Source organism: Paenibacillus jilunlii, from assembly GCF_900102965.1.
Lineage (GTDB): Bacteria > Bacillota > Bacilli > Paenibacillales > Paenibacillaceae > Paenibacillus_AQ > Paenibacillus_AQ jilunlii.
The window spans coordinates 1-24,070 of the sequence record NZ_FNGM01000031.1 but is presented as its reverse complement, the minus strand read 5'-3'; the positions used below and the strand labels follow the sequence as shown (position 1 = coordinate 24,070).

Below are 24,070 nucleotides of genomic sequence, written 5' to 3'. Positions count from 1 at the left end.
ACTACAATAATTCAATGAGGAGTGATTGGTAATGAATAAAGCAGAAACGGAATATCCGGTAGAGAGTGGAAGCACATTTTTCAAAGGGATTTTTATCGGAGGTTTGATTGGTGCTGCTGCAGCATTGCTGTTCGCTCCCAAGCCGGGCCGTGAAATGCGCAGTGACTTGTCGGAAAAATTCTCGACCGCTACGGACAAAACCAAAGAGGTTGCTGGTGTCGTAACGGATAAAACAAAAACGATTGCTGCTACGGTTGGAGAAAAGGCTACGGACATTGCCAGCACGGTGTCAGCCAAAGCTTCGGATATCTTCACCACAGTCAATGACAGCAAACAGCAAATTGCCGCTACTTTGTCGGAGACAGGCAAGAAAATCGGTGATACGGTGGGCAGCGCATCGGCTGATGTTGCTTCTGACGTAAAAGACGCATCCAAAGATGTTGCCGAAGAAGCTTCCGCTTCTTCCAAGGATATAGCGGATACTGCAAATGATGCCAAAGAGGAAGTTAAAGCCTCTTATAAATCCTCTTACTAATCTGTGGTGACCCAGGCTTGATCTAAATGCAGGGAACAGCCAGCTCACTAGCAGCTGGCTGTTGTTATGTAAAAGACGGCTTCTTACTGACGAATGAGGCTTTATTTCCTTATTAAAGTCCGGTTACGGGCTATAGAAAGCAGGTACGCCTTATGGGAGATGCGGGCAGCAACACGAAAAGTTACGAGGTGGAGGAGCATCCCTTCGAGCTGAGGCATGAGGTCAAACGGCTTAATGCACGGCTTGATAAAATTGCGGATTCCCTGGAAAAATCAGAATTCAAGGATATCCTTGAAAACTACACCAACCCCAAAAAACGGATTATCACCAATCTGATGGCAGGCATATCCCGTGGCCTGGGACTCTCGCTTGGCACCTTTGTGATTCTCGGCTTACTGGGCTATATTCTCAGCCTGTTCCTGAATGTGCCGGTGATCGGAGAATATCTTGGAGAAATCAAAAAATATATTGATGCCAATAGCTGATCCCGCCCGGGATCAGCATCCGCTTATTTATTTGCTGCACCGAGACCAAAAGGACATGCCCTATTCCCGGCCGGGAAGGGCATGTCCTTTTGGTTACAAGACTTATACAGGCTTATATACGCTTATCTATATCAATAGGATGAATTCGCCATAATCTGTTTCAGCTTTTCTGTAGCCCGTTTTTGAATCCGCGATACGCTCATTTGCGACACTCCAAGTTTCTGGGCAATGGCACGCTGTGATTGGCCATCCTGGAAAGCCAGCAGCAGCACCTGCTGCTCCTGTTCTTTCAGTTGTCCCAGAGCTTGCTGCAGATCCATTCGCTTCTCCACGGTTTCATAATCATTAGCTTCAGAGCTGATGAGTTCCCCCAGGGTAGCACCTGTCTCCTCTTGTGAGAGCGGGGAATCCAGGGATACGTAATGGTAGCACTCTCTTCCGGCCAGGACTTCAACTGTCTCTTCTACGGTAAGATCAAGATAATGGGCAATTTCCTCAACTGCAGGAGAACGTTCCAATCTGATGGTTAGCTCATCAATGGCCTGCTGAACAAGGGCACCCTTCTCTTTGATCCTTCTAGGAACCTGTATGTACCAGGATTTGTCGCGCAGAAAATTTTTCATATGCCCGATCATGCTTTTCATGGCATAAGGCTCAAACGGAATTCCCAAGCTGATGTCATATTGCTGCAGCAGCCTAATCAGCGCCATTTGGCCTACCTGATACAGATCTTCGTACAGGTCAGGACGGTTGCGGGCAATCTTCCCGGCAGCCATCTTCACCATCGGTTCATATTTCCGGATCAAAACTGTTGCAATTTCATTATCTTTGGTCTGCTGGTATTCCCAGATCAGACTTACCGCATCGTTCATGGACTCAGGGGGAGTCACTTTTTCGTTCATACCTTCTCCTCGCTGAAATTAAGCCGTTTGGTCAGGGTTACGACTGTCCCTCTTCCTGCTTCGCTCACAACGCTAACGTCATCCATGAGCGCTTGCATTAGGTAAAATCCAAGCCCGCCTACCTGAACATCATTCAGCTCTTTGTCATGCAGCGTCATGCGTTCTTCGGACGTATCCATTCCGTCAAAGCTCTCCCCCTCATCTTTGACTGTAATGGACAAGGCACTTGATCCAACTTCAAAGATTACGTCAACCAAACCGTCTTCCTGACCGTAGGCATAGAGTACAGAATTGTTACAGGCTTCCGATACAGCTACTTTCATATCCTCAATGTCTTCATAAGTAAAACCCATCTTGGAGGCAATACCATATAAATTCAATCTGACGATATCGACATATTCTGCGCTGGCGGGTAACTGAAGAACTACTTTTTGCACGTCATCACTCATCCTTAGTTCGATCCTTTCCTAGTGGGAATTCTCTTGGGGGGCAAAAAACTTAGAGATACCTGTCATATCAAATAGCTTTTGAATTTGCGGCGGAACTTCTTCGACCGAAAATTTAACGTCCATTCCATGTCTTGCTTTTAGAATCGAAAGCAGAATACCAATGCCTGTACTGTCGATATATCTTAATTCCTTCAGATTAATTACAAGATCAAGCCCAGTGTCCCCTACGAGCGGTTCCATAACCAGACGAAAATCGGGAGCAACCGACAAATCGAGCTCTCCGATTAAATAAACCGTGCATACATTGCCTTCAGTTTCAGTTCTTGTGTGGAACTTTTCGCTTTTATTTGTATTCATAGACAATCTCTCCTGATAAATGTTTTCTTTACCAATAACCCTAAAGCTGTACCCTTGAAACAAAAAACGCGACAATGACACACTGGTACTTCCTGGATCATGCCTTAAAAAGAGTGGTATTCCGCTGTGCCGCCGGGTTATCTTTGTTAGTATAACGTGAAATAATCTGCTGTACACTGCTCATCTTCAGAGGCTTGCTGATATACCCGTCCATTCCCGCGGCTGAACAACGGTTCTGGACTCCCTCCATTACATTGGCTGTCATTGCAATAATGACGGCTTTGGTGGCGTTATGGCCCGAACCCTGCCGAATTTTGGAAGTAGCTGTTAAACCATCCATCACCGGCATCTGCAGGTCCATAAAAATAAAATCATAATCCTCATGGAGCGACCGCTCCACTGCCTGCTGCCCATCCTCTGCCACTGTGGATTCATACCCCAGCTTGTCCAGCATACTGACCATTAGACGCTGATTGATTGGATGATCATCCACTACAAGCACTTTTCTGCGCCATTGCTGACCCGTTACAGCGCCTGGATGTTCTTCCTCCTGAAAGCTTTTCCCAAGCTCGTCCTCAGGAATGGCAGTCTTAATCGTAAAAACAAAAGTTGCACCTTTTTCTTCCATGGACTCCACGCGGATTTCACCGCCCATCATCCCCACCAAAGATTTGCAAATGGCCAGTCCCAGACCAGTTCCGCCATATTTGCGGGTCATGGAGGAATCAAGCTGGGAGAAAGGCTGGAACAGCCGGTCGCATTTCTCCGGAGAGATTCCGATGCCGGTATCCTTGATCGTAAACTCGACCGTTAATTTATTATCTTCCGAAGGCACACTGGAAGCAACAAGGTAAACCCCGCCCTGATTGGTAAATTTAACCGCGTTAGCCACCAGATTGATTAATACCTGACGCAAACGGGCCATATCCCCGTAAATCAGCCTAGGCAGCTTTTGGTCAATAAAATAAGCCAGTTCGAGATTTTTTTTGCCGGCTTCAGCAGAAAATAAGCTAAATACCTCCTGAATAGTGGTCTGCAGCTCAAATAACTGCTCCTCCATTTCCATTTTACCTGATTCCATTTTGGTGAAATCAAGAATATCGTTAATGACGGTGATCAGGGTATCGGCACTTCTACGGATAATTTCCGTGTACTCTTTCTGCTCAGGGGCAAGATCTGTTTCCATAAGCAGATCAATCATGCCCACTACACCGTTCATAGGCGTCCGGATCTCATGGCTCATCATGGCAAGGAACTCCGTCTTGGCTTTGGCGGCAATTTCCGCCTCTTCCTTGGCTCTGGTCAGCTCTCCATTGATTCTCTCCAGCTCCTGCGTCTTTTGCTGCAGAAGCATAGTCTGCATCTGATGTTTCTTGGTCGTGAGGTACATATCAACGAAGCCTTCAATTTTGGATTTCAGAATCTGGGGAATAAAGGGCTTGACCATATAATCAATAGCGCCGGCAGAATATCCCGCGAACAAATGCTCCGCCTCTTTGCTGTTGGCTGAGATAAAGATAATCGGGATATCCTTCGTCTTCTCTCTGGCTTTGATCAATTTGGCGGTTTCAATTCCATCCATACCCGGCATCTGTACGTCCAGTACAATCACTGCAAATTCATGCCTTAATAAACACCGCAGTGCTTCTTCACCGGAATTGGCTTTGACAAGCGTATAATGCTGGCTTTCAAGCACTGCTTCCAGTGCCAGCAGATTCTCAGGACGGTCATCGACAAGCAGTATATGAATCGGTTCTTGAACCCCCATTGGCCCCTCCTCACCCGCTATTTATTCTTGCGGTATATTTTTTCTACTCTATCCAAGGGCTCGTAGCTGTTGCTGTACCTGGTAAAATGAATAGACTCCTTGGAACCGAGCACTAAGACTCCAAAACGGCTTAGGCTCTCATGGAACAACCCGTGAACATGATCTCTGAGCTCATCGTTGAAATAGATCATGACATTCCGGCAGAAGATAACATTGAATTCATTAAAAGAGGTATCTGTTGCCAAATTATGCTCTGCAAAAATAATATTCTTGCGCAAATAAGGCTGGAGAATCACTGAATTATATTTCGCTGTATAGTATTCAGAGAACGCGCGGGTACCGCCCGCTTCCATGTAGTTCTTGGTGTACTGCCTCATCTTGCTGATTTCGTATACGCCTTCCTTGGCCTGCTGCAGCGAGCGTGCGTTCATGTCTGTGGCATAGATGCGCGCCTTGTCATACAGCCCTTCCTCATGCAGCAGGATGGCCATGGAGTACACTTCTTCTCCGGTGGAGCAGCCGGCATGCCAGATCCGGATGTAAGGGTAAGTCCGAAGAAGCGGGATGACCTTCTTGCGGAAGGTCAGGAAAAGTCCGGGGTCCCGGAACATCTCCGTCACAGGTATGGACAGGCTGTATACAAACCGCTCAAAGCAGGCACGGTCATGCAGCACCTTCTCCTGCAGTGCGGATATTGTCGGCACATTCTCCGCAAGGACATGATGCCAGATGCGGCGTTTCAGGGAAGGCAGCGCATAGTTCCGGAAATCATATCCATAGAAGCGGTGTACACCGCTGAGAAGCAGTTCAATCTCAATCTGCTCCAGCTCCTGTCTGGCGGCGGTCTGGGCCATTTGTTCTTCGTACCCGCGTTCCATCGCTGTCATTGTTATCAAGACTCCCTTACTCCTGACTTATTTCCGGCCCGGTAGTATTTTATACTGTAATCCTATTACCCCAAAAGCAGGCTTACGAATACAACCACACACGCATTAGTGAAAGAAGCTGTTCCGTACTGATAGGTTTCTTCATATAATCGGAGGCACCGGCCTCAATACACTTGGCACGGTCCTCTTTCATTGCTTTGGCTGTAAGCGCAATAATCGGCAGCTTCGAGTATTGCGGCATCTGCCTGATCCGGCGCATCGCCTCGTATCCATCCATCTCCGGCATCATCATGTCCATCAGCACCAGATCGAAGTCCTCCTGCTCTACCAGCATGTCCAGCGCCTCACGGCCGTTCTCTGCAAATTTCACTTCCATATGGTAACCTTCCAGTACGCTGGACAGTGCAAATACGTTGCGGATATCGTCATCGACCAGCAATATCTTCTTGCCGTCGAAGAGCTCTTCTTTATTGTGCAGCTTTTGCAGGATTTTACGCTTGTCTTCAGGCAGATTGGCTTCCACACGGTGCAGGAACAATGTGGTTTCATCCAGCAGCCTTTCCGGTGAACGCACATCCTTAATAATAATGGATTCTGCATATTTACGAAGCCTTGTTTCTTCCTTGCTGTCCAGGTCCTTGCCGGTGTAGATAATAATCGGCAGATCATTCAATTCTTCATCATCACGAATTTGATCCAGCAGCTCGAAACCTGTCATATCGTCCAGCATCAGATCCAGAACCATACAGTCGTATCTTTGCTTGCGCAGCTCTTCCAGCGCTTCATGGCCGGTGGAGACTGCGGTGATGGCTACATCATCATGTCCGATAAGCTCCATAATGGAACGGCGCTGAATATCATCATCCTCTACAATCAGCAAATGCTTCAAGGTGCTGGCTGTATAGTTCTCAATCTGCGAGAACGCCCGCTCCAGCGCTTCTCTGGAGGAGGGCTTTCTTAAGTAAGCCATGGCCCCCATCATCAGCCCCTGCTTCACTTCATCATTCACGGAAATGACATGAACAGGAATATGCCGGGTCTGCGAGGAGCCCTTAAGCTCCCGGAGAATCGCCCAGCCATCCATAACCGGCAGCTGAATATCAAGGATAATGGCGTCCGGCAGATACGTTGTGGCCATATTCAGACCGATATCACCCTGAAGAGCCACCAGACCTTTGAACCCGCGGCTCCGGGCCATATCGAGCAGAATCTTAGCGAATTTCTCATCATCTTCAATAATCAAGAGAACCTTGTCCTTGGAAGACAAATCCTCCCGGTCATCCTCCACTACCACAGGTTCCAGCGGTGCAGACGAAGCTTCCGGGGTATAGTCCTCACTCCGTTCGCTATCATAATCAGTCACGGCATAAGCCTCTTGAGCGGCTGCAGCCTGGACCGCACCTGGAAGCAGGCTGTAATGGCCTTTAACCGGCAGGTACAAGGTAAAAATGCTGCCTTGTCCTTCGCGCGAATCCAGTCCAATGGCCCCCCCCATCAGCCGGGCGAGTTCACGGCTGATGGACAGGCCCAGTCCTGTACCGCCATATTTGCGGCTGGTTGTTCCATCCACCTGTTGGAAAGCTTCAAAGACAATGTCTGTCTTATCCGCAGGAATACCAATCCCGCTATCCTTCACGGAAAGCGCAATATAATCGAACTCATGCGGAAGGAAGGCAGGCAGCTGTTCCTTATCTGCGGCACTCACCGAAAATTCCACAAAGCCTTCACTTGTGAACTTAAAGGCATTGGACAGCAGATTCCGCAGAATTTGTTTCAGGCGGTGGCTGTCGGTAAAAATCGAATCCGGCAGCGGCTCGTCGAATAAAAGACGCAAAGACAACCCTTTCTTGGCAGCCTGCGGTGCAAAATTCTGCTTCACAAAGGTTTTCAGATCGGTCAGCGGTATTTCTTCGTAATTCAATTCCATTTTGCCGGCGTCCACCTTGGACAGATCGAGAATCTCATCGATCATTTTGAGCAGGTCGGCACCGGACATATAGATCGTATGCGCGAATTCTACCTGCTTCTCTGTCAGATTCCCGTCCTTGTTCTCTGTAAGCAGCTGGGATAGAATCAGCAGACTGTTCAATGGAGTGCGAAGCTCATGGGACATATTGGCCAGGAACTCGGATTTATATTTACTGGTTACTGCAAGCTGCATAGCCTGCTTCTCCAACTGGCGGCGGGCATGCTCGATTTCATCCTTCTTCTCCTCAACCTCTTGCACCTGATCCTCCAGGGCACGGGTTTTGGCGACCAGCTCGGTATTGTAGTGCTCCAGCTCCTCCTGCTGCCGCTGCAGCAAATCTTCGGAACGTCTGAGCGCATCCGTCTGCTCCTCCAGATTTTCGTTGGAGCGGCGGAGCTCTTCCTGTTGTGTCTGCAGTTCCTCCGACTGGCATTGCAGTTCTTCTGTAAGCGCCTGGGATTCCCGCAGCAGCTCTTCCACCACAAGCCGCCGGCTGATATTATTCAGAATCACACCCAGGTTGTTCGCAAGCTGATGCAGCAATTCATTCTGCAAGTTGCTGAGTGGTGTAAAGGAAGCGAATTCCACAACCCCCATCAACTCATCTTCGAAGAGCAGCGGGTAAATCAGAATATGATCCGGGTGCGAACCTCCAAATCCGGATGTAACCGAAACATAGTCCTCCGGAGCCTTGGCCAGCCTGATCGGCTTTTTGTCCAGCGCGCTTTGCCCCACAAGACCCTGGCCGATTTCAAAGCTGTCTTTAGGCTTCCCGCCCGCTTCTCCCGCATAATAGGCACTGCTGGAGAGCAGGTTCGGATTGTTCTGATCCTTCAGATAGATCGCCCCGTATTCGGCCCCGAGCACAGGAGTGAATTCACTGATAAAGGTCTGCGATACCTGCTCCAGCGAGCTGACTCCGCGCAGCAGTTCCGTCACACGGGCAATATTCGCATTCAGCCAGGCCTGGTCGCTTTGCGCCTGCGCATAAGCCTTCTCCATCTCCTGTTTCTGTTCGAGATCCCCCGCCATGTCCTGAAACACCCTGGCGACATCCCCGATCTCGTCCTTGGAGGTAACCTTGATCCGGCGGATGGCCCTCATTTTGCCATTGCCAAAGCTCCTAATCATCATGGAGACGACATTAAGACCGCGTGTAATGCTCGGAATCACCCACAACACGACTCCAAGCCCCAGCAGCAGCCCCACAATCATAATTAAGGTCACCATTTGAATAGATCGCTCATAAGCAGCCTGAGCTTTGTTGTTTTCCTCGGTCATTCTGAAGGCGTTGTAATCCGAGAGAGCATTCAGGCTGTCCAGCACCTCATTCTGAATCTTCTGCCCCTCCGAATTCCGGTAGGCATTCGCATTCTGAAAATAGCCGGCGGACAGCATATCAAGCGCTTTGTTCTGATAAGTCATATAAGCGGAATACGCCGCTTCAATCCGGGTCAGCAGCTGCATTTCTTCCGCTGTTTCCGTCGACTCCTCTATCGCCTTCAAGTATCCCTCGGCTTTTTTAACCTTTGTCCCAATCTCGCTTTTTTGGGAATCGACCGAGAGCCGGTCGGCATTCAGCATAGATGTCGTGAGAATACGCGCCATGTCGTTAACTTCCCCCCGGAGTCCGGAGGAGGAGCGGCCCTTGCTGTATCTGTCCTGAAAGCTGTCCAGCTGGCTGCTCATATAATTAAGCCGATCATATCCAATGAAAGTCAGCGCCAGCATAATGGCGAGTATTGCACTGAAGCCGATCAGCAGCTTAGCCTTTATTTTCATTCCGGATCTGTTCCTTTCTTCAGCGAAATCCATACTAGGCATTTGTCATCGTCCCGCTCCTCATTAGGAGCCTCGTTGAAGAAAGCAGCACGCATCGGCTCCTCCTGCCATTCATGTCCTCCATTCAAATGAGAGGTCATAAATTCCAGCTGTTCTTCCTGCCCGCCCTCGGCCATTTCCAGCAGCCCATCCGTATACAGCACCAAGTGGCCTTCATCCTCAAAGGTCAGGGTCTGCGGCTGGATCTCAATACTGTCGAATAAACCTACCGGATGGCAGTTGCTCTCCAGCAAAACCGGCGTGGCAGCTCCCCCTTCAAAGAAGAGCCCCGGCGGGTGTCCGGCATTCACGTAGTCAATGCGTTTCAGCCGGGTATCGATGACAAGATAGATCGCGGTAAAATAATACTGTACCAGCTGCTTCTCAATATACAGCTGGTTAAAACGCCGGTTAAGCTCCTGTATAACTTTTTCCGGCTGCACATATGTGGTTACAGTGTCCTTGAGAACGGAGGCCAAAAACATGCAGAACAGCGAAGAGGAAATCCCATGTCCCATCATATCCAGCAGAATAACGGCATACCGTCCTTCTCCCAGGGGATACCAGGCATACAAGTCCCCTGCGAGTTCAAATGAAGGCTGATAAATGGCATGGACTTCAAACGCCTCATCCTTCAGCGGCAGACTAAGAACCGCATTCTGAACCAGGGCGGCCAGCTTCAGCTCATCCTGTATCCGCTGATCCCGCTCCACATGCCAATCCTTCTCGCGCTTCAGGCGCAGCGCCAGCCGGATACGCGCCATCAGCTCCACCTTGTTAATCGGCTTGGTCACATAATCCACAGCACCGGCGTCCAGCGCCTCCGCTAATTTTTTGGAATCGCCAACAGCGGTAACCATAATAATCGGGATATCCCGCAGATGCTCATGCTGCTGGACAACCCGGCAGGCTTCAATCCCATCCATCTCCGGCATCATCATATCCAGCAGAATCAAATCTATATCAGACTGCCTGGAATGCTTCTCCTCATTTCCTGATCCGATGCCCAGCAGTTTGAGCATTTCTTTGGCAGAAGCTGCCGTTATAAAATTCCGGTAATTCTCTTTTTTTAGAATTTCGCGGATAATAATTACGTTGGTCGGATTATCGTCTACGATCAAAATTCTCAATCTTCTTCACCTCGCACGTATAGTGTGTCAACGTAAAATTCAGCAATAGTCCATTCTATCATACGATATTTAAACGGCTGGTTTCCATTAAACAATATATTGGAAGAAATGCATGTTGTCGTATTCAACAAAGTAACCTCCAGCACCACCACGTGTAGTGGGACTGGAGGTTACGCTATTGAACTATAGGACTCTTCATACGAAAACAATCAGATTAATGCAGATTTTTTTTGGCAATCACGAGAACCTTGCCCGAATCAAGCTCTTTCTCGTAATATGCCGCTTCTGCGGCACTGAATCCCAGTGAAGTAATCTTGTTACGGAGCGCGTCACCCCGCGAGCGGAACATGTTGGCAATTGCGCCAAACAGCCCTTCTTCATGCAATCCCACTTCATTCGTGTCCGCAGCATCCGCAATCCGGCCTTCGCGGTCCTCATTATGGCTGATCACATAGAGGTCATCCCTTGTGTAGCCGCTGCCCAGCAGGCGGTTCACTTCTTCTATCGCCTGAATACCATTCTCCAGCAGCTTGGCATAAGCCTGCGTACGGATTGTATCCATGAAATCACGCTCCTTGTATGATATGAGGGACAACGCTATTAAGATGGCTGAATTTCATTAACCATTTTATCGTCCTATTGAAACGCCTCAGGAAGAATTTCCGTCAAACAAATCGATACCGTCCCATTCACCACTCTGAGAATTCCGGTAAATCTTGAGTGCGGTACTTCCCCTCATATACACATCTCCGTCCTCGGCAACAAAATCAGGTGTGCCCAGAATCTGAGCGAGATTATTCTTATGCGGTTCAATCCGCTGATCATTCAGATACAGGCCGTATTGTCGTGCTTCAGCTGGAGTGACATGCACATATAGTACAGCCCCCTCACAGATTCCTGCAGACATATCGGCATAATGGTACTCCTGGCAGCCCTGCCAAGGATCTGGCGTAACCTCAAGCGGCGAGCCCTTAACCTGCAGCAGTTCTTCTAGCGGCATATAGAGCGACACCCCTGCTAAGGAGTTAAAGCTTCCTATATAGGGACTGACATTCACACTGTGCTCGAAGGACTGAACTACGGGCGGTTGCGGGTACAGCCAAGCGGCAACAGGCTCCTTTTGCGGAGATGCAGAAAAATAGGGAGAAAGGAAACTCAGCAAGAGAAGGATAACGTTCATAGAACCATCCCGCCTTTCATCAGGTTTCTGCTGCCTGGCATTGCCGCCAAGGGCGTCCCTCAGCTATGCCGGTTAATGACGGAATTTCTGCCAGATGGCAGCAGCCGTGTCTACGCCTTTTAGAGCCATTGCGATCTTTCCGGGAGCTTTCTTGGCATTTACAGTCTCATAGGATTTCACGGTCCGTTCTTCTGCAGGAGTAAGCGGAGTATTTTCTATAGATACAGCCTTAGCCTTCTCCTTCAGTTCACGCGATTTGCGGTATTTCTCAATTACAGTTACCGATACCTGCTTTACAGTCAGGGTTAGTTCGTTCATGACGTCGCCAAGGTTCTTCACGGAATCGACAATCGGATCAATCTTCTGAATTTTGGTTTGCACATCTGCGGTAATATCATTGGCGTGTCTGACCGTTGTTTTCACTTCATAAGTAAGCTCATCGATCGTTTTCTGAACTTCCTGCAGAGTCTGGCTGACCTTGTCGAGGGATTCCTTCGCTGATTTCAAGGTTTTAATTAAAAAGAAGACAAGTACGGCGAATGCAATCGCAACCAGTGCGACGCTAAGATCAATGATCATTTCCAAAACCCCTTCCAATCTTGAATGTCGGCTTGCTCTGCCTTGTACTGCATAGTTACCCTTACCGGAATGGGCCGAAACAAAATGTCAAGGGCCCCTGCTCCTTGTTTCAAAACAAAAGTACCCGTTTAAACAATGACTACATTCGACTATATTCTTCATCACCGAAAGGATGACACATCATGCTAAAATGGTCGGTAATTCTGCTCGTCATAGCTTTAATCGCCGGTATTTTCGGATTCTTCAATGTTGTTGCAGCCGCTGTAGGCATTGCAAAGGTACTGTTCTACATCTTCCTGATTCTGTTCATCGTTTCACTCTTTATGGGACGCAGGGGAAGATCGTTGTAACCCCGGCCTGCTGTCTTCAACATAATCTGCATAGGCAGACCTCTGAGCCTGAACTCCTTGTGGAGTTTCGGGCTTTTTGTGCGTTAAGCTTTCTGCTCCGCACCCCCCGCTTCTAAATTCCCTATATCTTATTCACATTACAGAAATTGTAGGCCTCGCATCCTCAACAGTGCTGCGTAAAATAAAAAAAATAATCCGATTGGTTCATAGGGTCCTTTTTCTGTTTACATCATATTAGCACAGATAAACATGGGAAATCCCACTACAACAACCAAACTTATCCTAGGAGGAATCACTGATGAAAAAATTCGCCAGCATCGCAGTAGCAATGGGACTTGTAGCTTCTTTTGCAGCAACGGCTTCAGCCGCTGAAGTATCCGGTACCGCCACAAGTGCCACAACCGTAACAGGCAGCACTTATGGTGACAAATTCGAAACAGTAATCACGCAGGCAGATCTCAAACCGGCAACACCTATGATTATCCTGACAAAAGCCACTCCTTTCCACCTTTCCGTGGGCAGCATGACTCCAGCCGGCTTGCTGAGCGCCCAGACCATAGATACTACAGGTGCTGTGACGACAGACAGCGCGGGCAATGAATGGAGAGAAATTTACACATGGCTGGGCAAAGCATGGATCAAGGTGCCTGTATCCGCCTATGTAATCACTCCGGCCCTGTAATCACTTTTTCCATTTTAGCCTGGATCTCAAAAACATGCTGTGAAGCTTATCTACAGCTTTGATGGGGCCCGTAATCCGCGTCCTTTAATTACTCTGCGGGCGTACATAGAAGCAGCCGGGCAGGATCTGTACAGATCCTGCCCGGCTTTTTGCCGTTGCTGGTTAAAATCCGGCCGCGGCATAGAAATAGAGGCTATCCCTCCAGTAGAATAATTCCACTGAAGGGATAGCCCCGCCAAACACCCGCACTAGTTCACCCGTCACAAACTGTACTGCTCTCGCTTCATGACCTACAATCTATATTTTAGCGGATGACCGAACCTCCGTAAAGGAAACGTTTCATCCAAGAAGCGCTTAATTTATCAACCCGTACGCCGCCGGAGGCCACGGAATACGTCTGTAGCAGCTGGCCGTCACCTAAATACATAGCCACATGCGTAATTCTTGCCGCCGACTTGTCAATTCCGGCATAGGCTGAATCCGAGCTGCCTTTATAATCCATAAAAAACATCAGATCCCCGCGCTTGAGTCCGGAGATATCCGTCACTACCGTACTGTTCTGCTTGATCCAATCTCCTTGCTGCCGCGAATCGGCGGGAAGCTTCAGATTGGCTGCGTCCATGAAGATCTGCCGGATGAAATCGGAGCAATCGAAGGTGCTGGTATCGCTGCGGCTGGAGCCGAACTCATACGGAGTTCCAAGATAACCCATACCTGCGGCGATCACACTCTCAATTACATTCGCCTGCGGAGGAGCCGGAGGCACCGGGGCTGGCACCGGTACAGGCGTCGGAGTTGGTACGGGCGCCGGGACTGGAGTCGGTGCCGCTGTTCCCCCATCTGCTGCAATGTATTGATCCGACGAGCTGGTATAACCAACATTACCATTTGCCGTTCTCACCTTGTACCAGTAACTATTCGTTTCTTCCACAATAGTTACCCGGTCACCTGAGTATAAATATCCTATAACCTGTCCGCTGGTTGAAGGGGCCTCCCGCAGACGGACAGTAGACTGAATCACTCCCGTTTGAGCTGCCGGGGTTACAGCCACACTGATATACTGCTCTCCCCTGCTGGTATACCCAACGTCGCCGTCTGCTGTTCTGACTTTATACCAATAGCTGTTCGTTTCTTCAAGAATGACCACCTGGTCGCCTTTATTCAAATATTTCAGCACTTTCCCGCTTGTCGATGGCGCTGTGCGCAGACGGACAGAAGAGATAATCACACCTGTTTGCGCTGCAGATGCTGTAATAGATGAATTAGCAGTGACAGAAGCGGCCTGCACCTGCTGAGGATTGAATACTCCGAATGACAGTGCAAGTGATGCCGAGACGAGCAGCGATGCTGCTATCCTTTTATGTGGTACGATCATAGAGTTCCCCCGGTTAGCGTAATGAGAAATTCAACAACGTCGCGCGCTTCGTTAGTTGCTTTCTGCACTCATTATAGGCTTGGCCGGGAATTGGAACATGCTCCAAATTTCACAAAAAAGCTTGCCAACTTATGGTAACCCCCGGGTCTATAGTCTTGATTTCTCCTTGAAATTGGTGGAAATTACAGCTAACTAGGAGAAATTAAGGAACTATCGCTTGGGTTCCACATGTACCTGCACATTCATAATGTTATGCAGCGTGCTCATCCGCTCCTCAATGGAGTCGCTAATCTCATGACCCTGCATTACTGTGATCTCGGCATCGACTTCTATAACCACATCCACCAGGACATGATTGCCGTGAACGCGGGCTTTTAAATCCCTGATGCCTTCAACTCCGGGTGTCCGGGCAATGGTGCTGCGCAGATCCAGCAATCTATCCTGATCGAACCCGTCCGTCAGGCGGTACGTGGAATCGCGGAAAATATCCCATGCCGTCTTCAGAATCAGCAAGCCGACGGCCACGGCTGCGGCCGAATCAATCCAGGGTAAGCCGAACTGCGCGCCGGCGATCCCCACTGCAGCCCCTATGCTGACCATGGCATCGGAGAAATTATCCTTGGCGGCTGCCAGCAGCGCACCGTTATTAATCTGTCTGGCGAGCCGCTTGTTATATATATATACCCCCATCATAGCTGCGGCACACACCACCGCCACCCCGGCTGACCATAGCTGCGGGATTTCTTTGGCCCCTTCAAACAAGGAGCGTACCGCTTCCACAATAACCTGAATGCCGACCATGGCCATGATGAAGGAAGCCAGCAGCGCCGCCACCGTCTCCGCGCGGAAATGTCCGTAGGTATGGTCGGAATCAGGCGGCTTCCGCGAAATGCGCAGGCCGATCAATACCGCCAGCGAAGCCACAATGTCGGTGAGGTTGTTGAAGCCGTCCGCAAGCAGCGCGCTTGAGCCAAATACATAGCCGCTGATCAGCTTGAAGGCCGAAAGAATGAGATAGGCGATAATGCTGATCAGAGCGCCGCGTTCACCTTTACGAATATCATCATAGATATCAGCCACTGCCATCCCCCCTATTGATCTCTATACGGTTCCCGAGCACCGGCAGATCATTCTTTGAATTATTCTTGCCCTTGTGGCAGCATTTAAAAACAATTAGAATGAAGGAAAGAACTTGCTACCTAAGGGGGTTACATAATGAGCGAGAGCAACGACAAACCAAAAATCAATCTGGCGGATGCCATCCGCCAAAAGCTGGAACAGAAGAAGCAGCAATCTTCCGCCAGACCCGGCTCCACGTTTCAGGCCGGTTCCGCCAAACCGCTGAAAAGCCAGAACAACAAGAAGCCCAACAACCAGCGCCGCCGTACCGGAGGCTCATAGATTTGTAAGATTTGAACATAAACGGCTGCGTTATCCCTTTGGGGACGACGCAGCCGTTTTTCATATGAACGGGTTAGTGTTCAAAGCTTCATATATAGTTCTTATACCTCTACAGGATACATCCGGGCACGCATTTCCTTGATTTCCGGGTTCTCCAGATACTCATCATAGGTCATGGTGCGGTCGATAACCCCTGCCGGTGTAATTTCAATGATGCGGTTGGCAATCGTCTGGATGAACTGATGGTCATGGGAAGTGAACAGGATCGTACCGTCAAAATCAATCAGCCCGTTGTTCAGCGCAGTGATCGACTCCAGATCCAAGTGGTTGGTAGGCTCATCAAATACGAGCACATTCGCCCCGTTCAGCATCATCTTGGCCAGCATACAGCGGACCTTCTCGCCCCCGGACAGCACACTGGCCTTCTTCAGCGCTTCTTCACCGGCAAAGAGCATCCGGCCCAGGAATCCGCGCAGGAAGGTTTCGTCCTGATCCTTGGAATATTGGCGCAGCCATTCCACCAGGTTCATATCCACCCCGTCGAAGTATCGGGAGTTGTCTTTGGGGAAATAAGCCTGGGTTGTTGTAACCCCCCAGGTATACTCTCCGGCGTCAGCTTCCTTCTCACCCATAATGATATCGAACAGCAGCGATTTCGGCTGGGAATTCGGACCGACAAAAGCGATTTTGTCGCCTTTATTGACCACAATACTGAATTCATCCAGCATTTTTTCGCCTTCAACCGTTTTGGTCAGGCCGCTGATCGTAAGCAGCTGCTTGCCGGCCTCACGCTCAGGCTTGAAGTTGAGGAACGGATATTTCCGGTTCGATGGACGGATATCGTCCAGCGTAATCTTCTCCAGCTGCTTCTTGCGGGAGGTTGCCTGCTTGGACTTGGAAGCATTGGCCGAGAAGCGCTGGATAAACGCCTGCAGCTCCTTGATCTTGTCTTCCTTCTTCTTATTCGCGTCACGCTGCAGCGTCTGTGCGAGCTGGCTGGACTCGTACCAGAAGTCATAGTTGCCGACATACATCTGGATTTTGCCGAAATCAATATCCGCAATATGGGTACATACCTTGTTCAGGAAGTGGCGGTCATGGGATACAACAATAACCGTACCCTCATAATCCATGAGGAAGTTCTCCAGCCAGCCGATGGATTCCAGATCCAAATGGTTGGTAGGCTCATCGAGCAGCAGGTTGTTCGGGCGCCCGAACAGAGCCTGGGCCAGCAGCACGCGGACCTTCTCATTGCCGCTGAGTTCGGCCATCTTCTTGTCATGCATCTCACGCATGATTCCGAGGCCGATCAGCATCGCCGCTGCATCCGGCTCGGCATCCCAGCCGTTCAGTTCGGCGAATTCCCCTTCTAGCTCACCGGCGCGCAGGCCGTCGGCTTCGGAGAAATCGCTTTTGGCATACAGCGCATCCTTCTCCTTCATGATGTCATACAGGCGGGTATGCCCCATGATTACCGTTTCCAGCACCGGGTATTCATCATACTCGAAATGGTTCTGCTTCAGAACTGCCAGCCGTTCACCAGGAGTCATATGCACTTCACCGGTATTGGCTTCAATCTCTCCGGACAGAATCTTCAGAAACGTGGATTTGCCGGCACCGTTGGCCCCGATCAGGCCGTAGCAGTTGCCGGGTGTGAATTTTATGTTTACATCCTCAAATAGTGCGCGTTTTCCGTAGCGGAGTGTTACGCCGCTTGTACTGATCATTAAGCATTACCATCCTTTTCACTTAGGGTTCCGGCTCATTATAGCATAAATCCAAGGGAAAAGGCCCGCAGATCACCCTATAAAGTGTAGTTTTGCCCTAAAAGTGGATGCAGGTGATCCTATGGGCCGGGTATGCGCTCCTCGGGATGTACAATCAGTGTTTCCCCGTAGGCCAGGGTGCGTATCCGCTCCCCAGCAATCCCTTGTGCCAGCCGCGCCTGTTCCATCCGGTCCAGCGCCTCACGTGCGGTATCATCGGCCAGCCGGAAGGTTCCGAAATGCATCGGAATCATCAGCTCCGCACCCACATCCAAAAAGGCCTGAATGGCCTCCTCAGGGGTCACATGCTGCGAGCTCATGAACCATTCCGGCTCATAGGCCCCGATCGGCATCAGCGCCACATGCAGCTTGAAGCGCCTGCCAATCTCCTTGAACCCCGGGAAGAAGCCGCTGTCCCCGGCAAAATACAGATTGGGCGGCAGCCTGCGCGCCTCCCCGTCCCCCTGGGGATGCTTGCCGGGCTCAGCAGGCTCCAGCACAAAGCCGCCCCAGTGGGAGGTATTGGTATCGAACGGCGTCCGCCGCGTCCAGTGCTGCGTCGGGACAAAGGTCAGCTTCACCGCGCCTACCTTTATTTCCTCCCACCACTGCATTTCCAGGCAGTTCACAAAGCCTTTGCGCACCATCTTGCGCTTCAGGCCCACCGGCACCACAAGCGTTGTTCCCGCCTTGTACAGCTTACGGATAGAAGCAAGATGCAGATGATCGTAATGGGAATGGGAGATCAGGATCAGATCCACGGGCGGAATCCCGCTGAGCGGAATGCCGGGCGGGGTAATGCGTTTCTCAAACCCGAGCCGCCGGGCCCATACAGGATCGGTAATAATATTTACCCCTTCATATTGAAGCAAAAAAGTAGAATGTCCGATCCAGGTAATGGTCGTATCCAGACGGTTCCCCGCCAGGTATTCCAGCTTCGGAGGATGATTAGGTACTTTATAGGAGTAATCTTTCTTCTTCATCCGCCGTTCCTCCCGCCATTGGCGGAGCTGCTTGAGCGTTTTATCTGTACTGACATTGTCGATGTTATTGTAGCGTACTCTGGCCATTCAGCATCTCTCCTTAACAAGCTGCCGGAAAATATCTCTTCTTTTACACTATAGGATTCCACGGACCGTTTTGCAAAAAGCCGCGCTGAGCGCATACCCTTATGTAATTAAAAGTTTAACCATTTCGTACCAGGCTTAAGCGGACTGATGCAGCCTGCCTTTTGTGTTAGGTGACCGAAATGAGGTAAAATGCGGGTACAGCACTTACAGTCAATTATGCCGATCAAAGGGGGAGCCTAACGTATGAAGATCACATTTATAGAACCGACTCCAAGTCCCAATACGATGAAGCTTCATCTGGATGAGACTCTGGAGCCCGGAGTCCGCCGTACCTATACACCGGAAAGCCAGCGTTCCGCCCCTTCCTGGGCGCGGGAGATGCTCACCATTCCGGGCGTCACCAGCATTTATCACGCTGCCGACTTCGCTGCGCTGGAGCGCAAAGGCAGCGCTGACTGGGCTGCGATTCTCCGCGAGGTCCAGACCCGGTTCGGTGCGGAGGGTCTAAGTGCAGACTTCAACCTGGAGGATGAGAATGCCGGTGCACACTTCGGGGAATCACAGGTATTCGTACAGATGTTCCGCGGCATCCCGATCCAGATCCGCGTCAAAACCGGCGCGGGTGAGGAGCGCATCGCCCTCTCCGCCCGGTTCACGAAGGCGGTAACGGATGTCGCCAGCGCCGTACTGATCAAAGAGCGCAAGCTCACCGATTACGGCGTGCGGTACGGCGAGCCCGAAGCCATCGCGCGCGAGGTCGAGCAGGAGCTGGAAGCGGCGTATCCGCAGGAACGCCTCGACTCCCTCGTGCAGCAGGCCATCGCGCACGGGGCTGGCGGCGAGTTCGTCGAGCAGCGGCAGAAGAAGGATCAGGCCGAGCTGCTGCGAGACCTGAAGGACGAGGACTGGCGCGTGCGCTACGCCGCGCTGGAGGACCTGGCGCCTACTGCAGAGCTCCTGCCGGAGCTGCGCGCAGCGCTGCACGACCCCAAGCTGCATATCCGCAGGCTGGCGGTCGTGTACCTGGGCGACATCCGCACGCCCGAGGCGATGGAGCTGCTCTATGAGGCGATGGCAGACAGCGCCCCGGCCGTGCGGCGCACGGCCGGAGACACGCTGTCCGACATCGGCGATTCCGCGGCGACGCCGGTGATGACGGCGTCGCTCACGGACAAGAGCAAGCTGGTCCGCTGGCGGGCGGCGCGCTTCCTCTATGAGGTCGGTACGGCCGAGGCTCAGGAGGCACTAAGCCTGGCTGTGGACGACCCGGAATTCGAGGTGGGCCTGCAGGCCAGAATGGCGCTTGAGCGCATCGCCTCCGGCGAAGAGGCTGCCGGTACCGTCTGGCAGCAGATGTCAGAGCGCCGGAGAACCTAACGCTTACCTGCCGTAATTTGTCATTGCTTGCCCAGGCAAGTTGCATTATACTAAACCCTGTTGTGTTCATATCATTATAAAGATAGCCTCATCATACCTAAGATGAGGTAGAGGTCGCGGATATAAAGAGTACGCGCGTGGAGACGCTATAAGAGCCGTCTGTGAAACGCCGCCGAAAGGAATATCCGCCGAAGTCTGCGCCGCTGCTCTTATGATGCTGCGCGGGCTGGGGCCGTTGCCGAAAGGCACGGAACTGTCACAGGGCATGGCCCGTCAGGAAACTGCGGGCAGGCACTGTGTTGCGCTATCTGAACAGGGAGTATGGTGCGGAGCTGTAAATACAGGAAACCGCAGAATCTGTCTGCGGTTTTTTTGCGCTTGCAGAATGGATATGCTTCTTGGTTAGAGCCCTTGAACAGAAACATTATAATTAGAGGGAGTGTCCTACTTATGCAAGTCAGGAACAATAATCAGCCGCACAAACTGGAGCAGAGCAGCAAAGCTCCCGCTCCGGGGCTGCGCAAAACCTTCAAGGCCAGACATTTAACCATGATCGCGCTCGGCGGCTCCATCGGAACCGGCCTGTTCCTCGCGAGCGGCGGCGCTATCGCCTCTTCGGGTCCGGGAGGCGCACTGCTGGCCTACACTGCTGTCGGCATTATGGTGTATTTTCTAATGACCAGCCTGGGTGAGCTGGCAACTTACTTGCCGGACTCCGGCTCTTTCAGCACCTACGGCACCCGGTTTGTCAGCCCCGCCTTCGGTTTCGCCATCGGCTGGAACTTCTGGTACAACTGGGCGGTCACTATCGCTGCGGAGCTATCCGCTGCCACTGTAATTATTAAGTACTGGTTCCCGGACAGCCCTTCCATCCTCTGGAGCCTTCTGTTCCTGCTGCTGATGTTCGGACTCAACTTTTTGTCTGCACGCGGCTATGGGGAATCGGAATACTGGTTTGCCATTATCAAAATCATTACCGTTATCGTCTTTCTGACGGTCGGGGTGTTGATGATCTTCGGTATTTTGGGCGGCAAGGCGGTCGGTTTCAGCAACTTCCAGCTTGGCGGCAGCTCTTTCCACGGCGGATTTTTTGCCTTCGTCGGCGTCTTCATGGCTGCAGGGTTCTCGTTCCAGGGGACTGAGCTTGTCGGGGTAGCCGCAGGTGAGAGTGAAAATCCGCGCCGGAATGTACCGCTGGCCATCCGCCGGGTGTTCTGGCGAATTCTAATCTTCTATATCTTCGCCATACTTGTCATCGGCCTGCTGATCCCTTACACCAATCCCGATCTGCTCCGCAGCGGAATTGACGATATCGGCGTCAGCCCGTTCACGATTGTGTTCAATAAAGCAGGGCTTGCGATTGCTGCATCTGTCATGAACGCAGTCATCCTGAGTTCAGTGCTGTCAGCCGGGAACTCGGGCATGTACGCTTCCACCCGCGTCCTGTATGCGATGGCCAAGGATGGCATGGCACCGCGTGCCCTCGGCAGGCTCAACCGCCGCGGGGTGCCTGTAGGCGCGCTGCTGGTTACCACAGCAGTCGGCATGCTGGCTTTTCTGGCCTCATTCTTTGGCGACGGTGCGGTCTATAATTGGCTGCTTAATGCATCCGGAATGTGCGGCTTCATTAACTGGCTGGGCATCGCCGTATGCCATTACCGTTTCCGCCGCGCTTTTGTGAAGCAGGGACATTCGCTTGCGGAATTGCCATACCGGGCCAGATGGTTCCCTTTCGGACCGCTCTTCGCACTGGTCTTATGCCTTATCGCTGTTTTTGGCCAGAACCTCGGCGCTTTCACAGGCGAAAGCATCGACTGGTACGGTATCCTTGTCTCCTATATCAGTCTGCCGCTGTTCCTGCTGATCTGGTTCGGCTACCGCTGGTTCCGCAAGAGCCGCATTGTCCCGCTGGATCAATGCGATCTAAGCACGCATCCGGAGTAAGCCCCTTCTCAGACCAGAGGCCAGGGGCAGAAGCTCCCTCCGTCCGCATGAGTAGTGGTTGAAGCAGAACATGCGGGAGATCGTGCAATATTTTCTTAATTCAGTAACAAAATCACCCTCGCGAGTGAATAAGGGTCTTGGAGGTTACGAAGCTCCGCATTTGTTGTATAACATGCAGGATTTTCGTCCATATGGTGAAGCCGCGCCCACATTGTTGTACAATTCACAAGATTTTTGTCCGTTTAGCGTACTTAGGACACAGATTGTTCTATAACGTACAAGATGTTCGCCCATTCGGCCTGCTTAAATCACACTTTGTTGTATTCCGTGCAAGGTTTTCGGGGGTTAACACCTTAGGGGAACCCTTTATGGTCCTTCAGCAATTCCAAGTGGAAAAAGGATAACTAATTTGCCCGAATCTCCTGTTCTCCGCAGGTTAAGTGGAAAAAGGGTAACTAGTTCAGCACATATCGCCCCTAACTAAGTAATATCGCCCAATTAAGTTCCCTTTTTCCACTTAAATTTCACAGTTGTTGATTTCTGAGAGAAATAAGTTTCTTTTTTCCAACTATCACTGTTCACCTACTTCTTGGCCAGTGTTAGTTGGAAAAAGGCGATCGAATCCGGCTGATTTCCACCCATTTATGGGTGAGTTTCCTGCCCTTCTACTTATCACCAGTTTTATACACACCTTATCCATAACTTAAAAAAACCATAATTTCCTCTAGAGTAAAGGGCTGGATTTAAACCAGCCCCTCCTCATCAAACCGTACGTGAGGTTTTCCCTCATACGGCTTTCCGATGTTTGTCATTCATGGGCATGCAGATCACAATAGCGTTTTTAGTCCATGCATGTTGGCCATATGCTTAACCTCAGATAATGAACTCATCCATCTCCTACGTTGTCTCTTCTTCGCATACCACCGGGTTAATCTCTGCAAAATATACCAATCCAGCTTAGCTAACCTCTTTTGGCTATAGTTCGTGTAGTAGTAATTTCTCCATCCTTGAATTTTTGGATTGAGCCATTCCACCTGTTCCGCGAACGATCTTGAGCGCATGCTCGGCGGTGCTAATCTGTTTTTGACCACGCCTCGGATCCGTTCCTCTGCCTTCTTCGTTAGCCACTGTTGCGTGGTATAATATACCTTCCCTTGAGAAGTTTCTGCTTTCGTTTTTCGGTGGTGCATTCCTAAAAAGTCGAACCCTTCGTCTCCTGTCCACAAGCCTACAATTCGGGTTTTCGTCGGGTGTAGGGTGAGTTCCAGACGTTCCATGATTCTGCGTATGAGTTCATACGCATGTTCGGCGTCCTTTTTGGTTTTGCAGACCACTACAAAGTCGTCTGCATACCTTGTCAGTTCTCCCATTCCACTTCCGTGTTTCTCCCACAATCGGTCAAAGTAGTTCAGGTAGATATTCGCCAGCAGCGGTGAAATGACGCCACCTTGCGGAGTGCCTAAATCAGATCGCTTTACGTTTCCTTCTTCCATGACTCCCGCCTGTAGCCACTTCCGTATACATTTCAGGATCCGCCTGTCATTGATACGCATCTGTATCAATTTCATGAGCTTCTCTTGATTAATATTGTCGAAGTAACCTTGGATATCGACGTCGACTACCCAATTCCCTTTGCGGTTGCAGGCTTTCCGGATTCGATCCAGCGCTCCTTTCGCACTTCGTTTCGGACGAAATCCGTAAGAGACTTCTTCAAAGTCTGCTTCAAAGATGGGTTCAATTACCAGCTCAGTTGCCATCTGTATGACGCGGTCGCGCACAGTGGGTATGCCTAGCGGCCTTGGTTTCCCATCTTTCTTTGGGATATAGTGCCGCCGTACAGGTTGCGGTTGGTAGCTGCCTTCTTTCAATTCTCGCTCACAGTACTTGAGGAATGCTGTTTCTCCTTGTTCCCCAATATCTGCGAGTGTCACGGCATCTACTCCTGCCGCTCCCTTGTTCGCTTTCACGCGTTTCCAGGCTTCACACAGCACATCCCACCGATAGACTTTGTCGTACAAGGCATGGAATTTACGCTTCTTGTTC

Annotated in this window: 22 protein-coding genes and 1 riboswitch; of the genes, 7 read left to right on the top strand and 15 right to left on the bottom strand. The window is 50.7% G+C overall.

Features of this window, described 5'->3' with window-relative positions:
* Positions 1–31: 31 nt before the first annotated feature.
* Both BLQ82_RS29750 and BLQ82_RS29745 read left to right on the top strand, forming a co-directional pair.
* The gene (locus tag BLQ82_RS29750) at positions 32–535 is read left to right on the top strand and encodes a YtxH domain-containing protein (protein WP_062519129.1); all 504 of its coding nucleotides are present in this window, start codon (positions 32–34) and stop codon (positions 533–535) included.
* A 152-nt stretch (positions 536–687) separates the two neighbouring features.
* Positions 688–1,020, top strand: coding sequence for a DUF5665 domain-containing protein (locus BLQ82_RS29745; RefSeq protein ID WP_060860467.1), 333 nt, complete (start codon positions 688–690; stop codon positions 1,018–1,020).
* 131 nt (positions 1,021–1,151) lie between these two features.
* Here BLQ82_RS29745 and BLQ82_RS29740 read toward each other — a convergent pair whose 3' ends face one another.
* The 10 genes from BLQ82_RS29740 to BLQ82_RS29695 form a co-directional block, all read right to left on the bottom strand.
* The gene (locus BLQ82_RS29740) at positions 1,152–1,922 is read right to left on the bottom strand and encodes a sigma-70 family RNA polymerase sigma factor (RefSeq protein WP_062519132.1); all 771 of its coding nucleotides are present in this window, start codon (positions 1,920–1,922) and stop codon (positions 1,152–1,154) included.
* Positions 1,919–2,371, bottom strand: coding sequence for an anti-sigma B factor RsbW (gene rsbW / locus BLQ82_RS29735; protein ID WP_062519134.1), 453 nt, complete (start codon positions 2,369–2,371; stop codon positions 1,919–1,921). The genes BLQ82_RS29740 and rsbW overlap by 4 nt, the downstream gene beginning before the upstream one ends.
* 18 nt (positions 2,372–2,389) lie before the next feature.
* Complete coding sequence (locus BLQ82_RS29730) at positions 2,390–2,728, bottom strand: STAS domain-containing protein (protein WP_062519136.1); 339 nt, start codon at positions 2,726–2,728, stop codon at positions 2,390–2,392.
* A gap of 97 nt (positions 2,729–2,825) precedes the next feature.
* Positions 2,826–4,496, bottom strand: a complete 1,671-nt coding sequence (locus BLQ82_RS29725; protein ID WP_062519138.1) for a response regulator — start codon at positions 4,494–4,496, stop codon at positions 2,826–2,828.
* A gap of 17 nt (positions 4,497–4,513) precedes the next feature.
* Entirely contained in the window at positions 4,514–5,383 is an 870-nt protein-coding gene (locus BLQ82_RS29720; RefSeq protein ID WP_062519140.1) for a CheR family methyltransferase, read from the bottom strand.
* A gap of 82 nt (positions 5,384–5,465) precedes the next feature.
* Positions 5,466–9,134 carry a response regulator gene (locus tag BLQ82_RS29715; protein WP_062519142.1) on the bottom strand — a complete coding sequence of 1,223 codons (3,669 nt, stop codon included), beginning with the start codon at positions 9,132–9,134 and terminating at the stop codon, positions 5,466–5,468.
* Positions 9,131–10,303: a SpoIIE family protein phosphatase gene (locus tag BLQ82_RS29710; RefSeq protein ID WP_062519143.1), complete on the bottom strand. Its 1,173-nt coding sequence runs from the start codon at positions 10,301–10,303 to the stop codon at positions 9,131–9,133. Before BLQ82_RS29710 ends, BLQ82_RS29715 begins: the two co-directional genes overlap by 4 nt.
* A 214-nt stretch (positions 10,304–10,517) precedes the next feature.
* Positions 10,518–10,865, bottom strand: a complete 348-nt coding sequence (locus BLQ82_RS29705; protein ID WP_062519147.1) for a YflT domain-containing protein — start codon at positions 10,863–10,865, stop codon at positions 10,518–10,520.
* Between the two features lie 87 nt (positions 10,866–10,952).
* Positions 10,953–11,303, bottom strand: a complete 351-nt coding sequence (locus BLQ82_RS29700) for a hypothetical protein (RefSeq protein WP_143013592.1) — start codon at positions 11,301–11,303, stop codon at positions 10,953–10,955.
* Positions 11,304–11,555: 252 nt separating this feature from the next.
* Entirely contained in the window at positions 11,556–12,062 is a 507-nt protein-coding gene (locus tag BLQ82_RS29695; protein ID WP_062519151.1) for a DUF948 domain-containing protein, read from the bottom strand.
* Positions 12,063–12,244: 182 nt separating this feature from the next.
* On the opposite strand from BLQ82_RS29695, the gene BLQ82_RS29690 reads away from it, so the two are divergent.
* Both BLQ82_RS29690 and BLQ82_RS29685 read left to right on the top strand, forming a co-directional pair.
* Positions 12,245–12,412 (top strand): DUF1328 domain-containing protein, encoded by a 168-nt coding sequence (locus BLQ82_RS29690; protein ID WP_046505773.1) that lies wholly within the window; start codon positions 12,245–12,247, stop codon positions 12,410–12,412.
* A 298-nt stretch (positions 12,413–12,710) separates the two neighbouring features.
* Positions 12,711–13,094, top strand: coding sequence for a hypothetical protein (locus tag BLQ82_RS29685; protein ID WP_062519153.1), 384 nt, complete (start codon positions 12,711–12,713; stop codon positions 13,092–13,094).
* Between the two features lie 304 nt (positions 13,095–13,398).
* Here the strand turns inward: BLQ82_RS29685 and BLQ82_RS29680 are convergent, their stop codons facing one another.
* Positions 13,399–14,469, bottom strand: a complete 1,071-nt coding sequence (locus BLQ82_RS29680) for a C40 family peptidase (protein WP_062519155.1) — start codon at positions 14,467–14,469, stop codon at positions 13,399–13,401.
* Positions 14,470–14,679: 210 nt separating this feature from the next.
* Entirely contained in the window at positions 14,680–15,555 is an 876-nt protein-coding gene (locus BLQ82_RS29675) for a cation diffusion facilitator family transporter (protein WP_208810720.1), read from the bottom strand.
* A 129-nt stretch (positions 15,556–15,684) separates the two neighbouring features.
* On the opposite strand from BLQ82_RS29675, the gene BLQ82_RS29670 reads away from it, so the two are divergent.
* Positions 15,685–15,870 (top strand): hypothetical protein, encoded by a 186-nt coding sequence (locus tag BLQ82_RS29670; RefSeq protein WP_062519159.1) that lies wholly within the window; start codon positions 15,685–15,687, stop codon positions 15,868–15,870.
* Between the two features lie 101 nt (positions 15,871–15,971).
* On the opposite strand, the gene BLQ82_RS29665 is transcribed toward BLQ82_RS29670, so the two are convergent.
* Complete coding sequence (locus BLQ82_RS29665) at positions 15,972–17,597, bottom strand: ABC-F family ATP-binding cassette domain-containing protein (RefSeq protein ID WP_062519161.1); 1,626 nt, start codon at positions 17,595–17,597, stop codon at positions 15,972–15,974.
* 119 nt (positions 17,598–17,716) lie between these two features.
* Complete coding sequence (locus BLQ82_RS29660; protein WP_062519163.1) at positions 17,717–18,706, bottom strand: MBL fold metallo-hydrolase; 990 nt, start codon at positions 18,704–18,706, stop codon at positions 17,717–17,719.
* Between the two features lie 243 nt (positions 18,707–18,949).
* On the opposite strand from BLQ82_RS29660, the gene BLQ82_RS29655 reads away from it, so the two are divergent.
* Both BLQ82_RS29655 and BLQ82_RS29650 read left to right on the top strand, forming a co-directional pair.
* On the top strand, positions 18,950–20,083 hold the full coding sequence (locus tag BLQ82_RS29655) for a virulence factor (RefSeq protein WP_074648817.1): 1,134 nt from the start codon (positions 18,950–18,952) through the stop codon (positions 20,081–20,083).
* A gap of 100 nt (positions 20,084–20,183) precedes the next feature.
* A riboswitch (Lysine riboswitch) is annotated at positions 20,184–20,398 on the top strand.
* Between the two features lie 135 nt (positions 20,399–20,533).
* Complete coding sequence (locus tag BLQ82_RS29650; RefSeq protein WP_062519174.1) at positions 20,534–22,027, top strand: amino acid permease; 1,494 nt, start codon at positions 20,534–20,536, stop codon at positions 22,025–22,027.
* Between the two features lie 827 nt (positions 22,028–22,854).
* Here the strand turns inward: BLQ82_RS29650 and ltrA are convergent.
* The coding region (gene ltrA, locus BLQ82_RS29645) for a group II intron reverse transcriptase/maturase (protein ID WP_074648192.1) at positions 22,855–24,070 on the bottom strand (1,216 nt) is incomplete at its 5' end.

Bases quoted from the DNA above. Each gene is read 5' to 3' on its own strand.
- BLQ82_RS29690 (WP_046505773.1), top strand. From the start codon at position 12,245: ATGCTAAAATGGTCGGTAATTCTGCTCGTCATAGCTTTAATCGCCGGT.
- BLQ82_RS29695 (WP_062519151.1), bottom strand. From the start codon at position 12,062: ATGATCATTGATCTTAGCGTCGCACTGGTTGCGATTGCATTCGCCGTA.
- BLQ82_RS29700 (WP_143013592.1), bottom strand. From the start codon at position 11,303: ATGCCGCTAGAAGAACTGCTGCAGGTTAAGGGCTCGCCGCTTGAGGTT.
- BLQ82_RS29670 (WP_062519159.1), top strand. From the start codon at position 15,685: ATGAGCGAGAGCAACGACAAACCAAAAATCAATCTGGCGGATGCCATC.
- BLQ82_RS29745 (WP_060860467.1), top strand. From the start codon at position 688: ATGGGAGATGCGGGCAGCAACACGAAAAGTTACGAGGTGGAGGAGCAT.
- BLQ82_RS29740 (WP_062519132.1), bottom strand. From the start codon at position 1,922: ATGAACGAAAAAGTGACTCCCCCTGAGTCCATGAACGATGCGGTAAGT.
- BLQ82_RS29725 (WP_062519138.1), bottom strand. From the start codon at position 4,496: ATGGGGGTTCAAGAACCGATTCATATACTGCTTGTCGATGACCGTCCT.
- BLQ82_RS29715 (WP_062519142.1), bottom strand. From the start codon at position 9,134: ATGAAAATAAAGGCTAAGCTGCTGATCGGCTTCAGTGCAATACTCGCC.
- BLQ82_RS29665 (WP_062519161.1), bottom strand. From the start codon at position 17,597: ATGATCAGTACAAGCGGCGTAACACTCCGCTACGGAAAACGCGCACTA.
- BLQ82_RS29685 (WP_062519153.1), top strand. From the start codon at position 12,711: ATGAAAAAATTCGCCAGCATCGCAGTAGCAATGGGACTTGTAGCTTCT.
- BLQ82_RS29720 (WP_062519140.1), bottom strand. From the start codon at position 5,383: ATGACAGCGATGGAACGCGGGTACGAAGAACAAATGGCCCAGACCGCC.
- BLQ82_RS29730 (WP_062519136.1), bottom strand. From the start codon at position 2,728: ATGAATACAAATAAAAGCGAAAAGTTCCACACAAGAACTGAAACTGAA.
- BLQ82_RS29680 (WP_062519155.1), bottom strand. From the start codon at position 14,469: ATGATCGTACCACATAAAAGGATAGCAGCATCGCTGCTCGTCTCGGCA.
- BLQ82_RS29650 (WP_062519174.1), top strand. From the start codon at position 20,534: ATGCAAGTCAGGAACAATAATCAGCCGCACAAACTGGAGCAGAGCAGC.
- rsbW (WP_062519134.1), bottom strand. From the start codon at position 2,371: ATGAGTGATGACGTGCAAAAAGTAGTTCTTCAGTTACCCGCCAGCGCA.
- BLQ82_RS29705 (WP_062519147.1), bottom strand. From the start codon at position 10,865: ATGGATACAATCCGTACGCAGGCTTATGCCAAGCTGCTGGAGAATGGT.
- BLQ82_RS29675 (WP_208810720.1), bottom strand. From the start codon at position 15,555: ATGGCAGTGGCTGATATCTATGATGATATTCGTAAAGGTGAACGCGGC.
- BLQ82_RS29660 (WP_062519163.1), bottom strand. From the start codon at position 18,706: ATGGCCAGAGTACGCTACAATAACATCGACAATGTCAGTACAGATAAA.
- BLQ82_RS29750 (WP_062519129.1), top strand. From the start codon at position 32: ATGAATAAAGCAGAAACGGAATATCCGGTAGAGAGTGGAAGCACATTT.
- BLQ82_RS29655 (WP_074648817.1), top strand. From the start codon at position 18,950: ATGAAGATCACATTTATAGAACCGACTCCAAGTCCCAATACGATGAAG.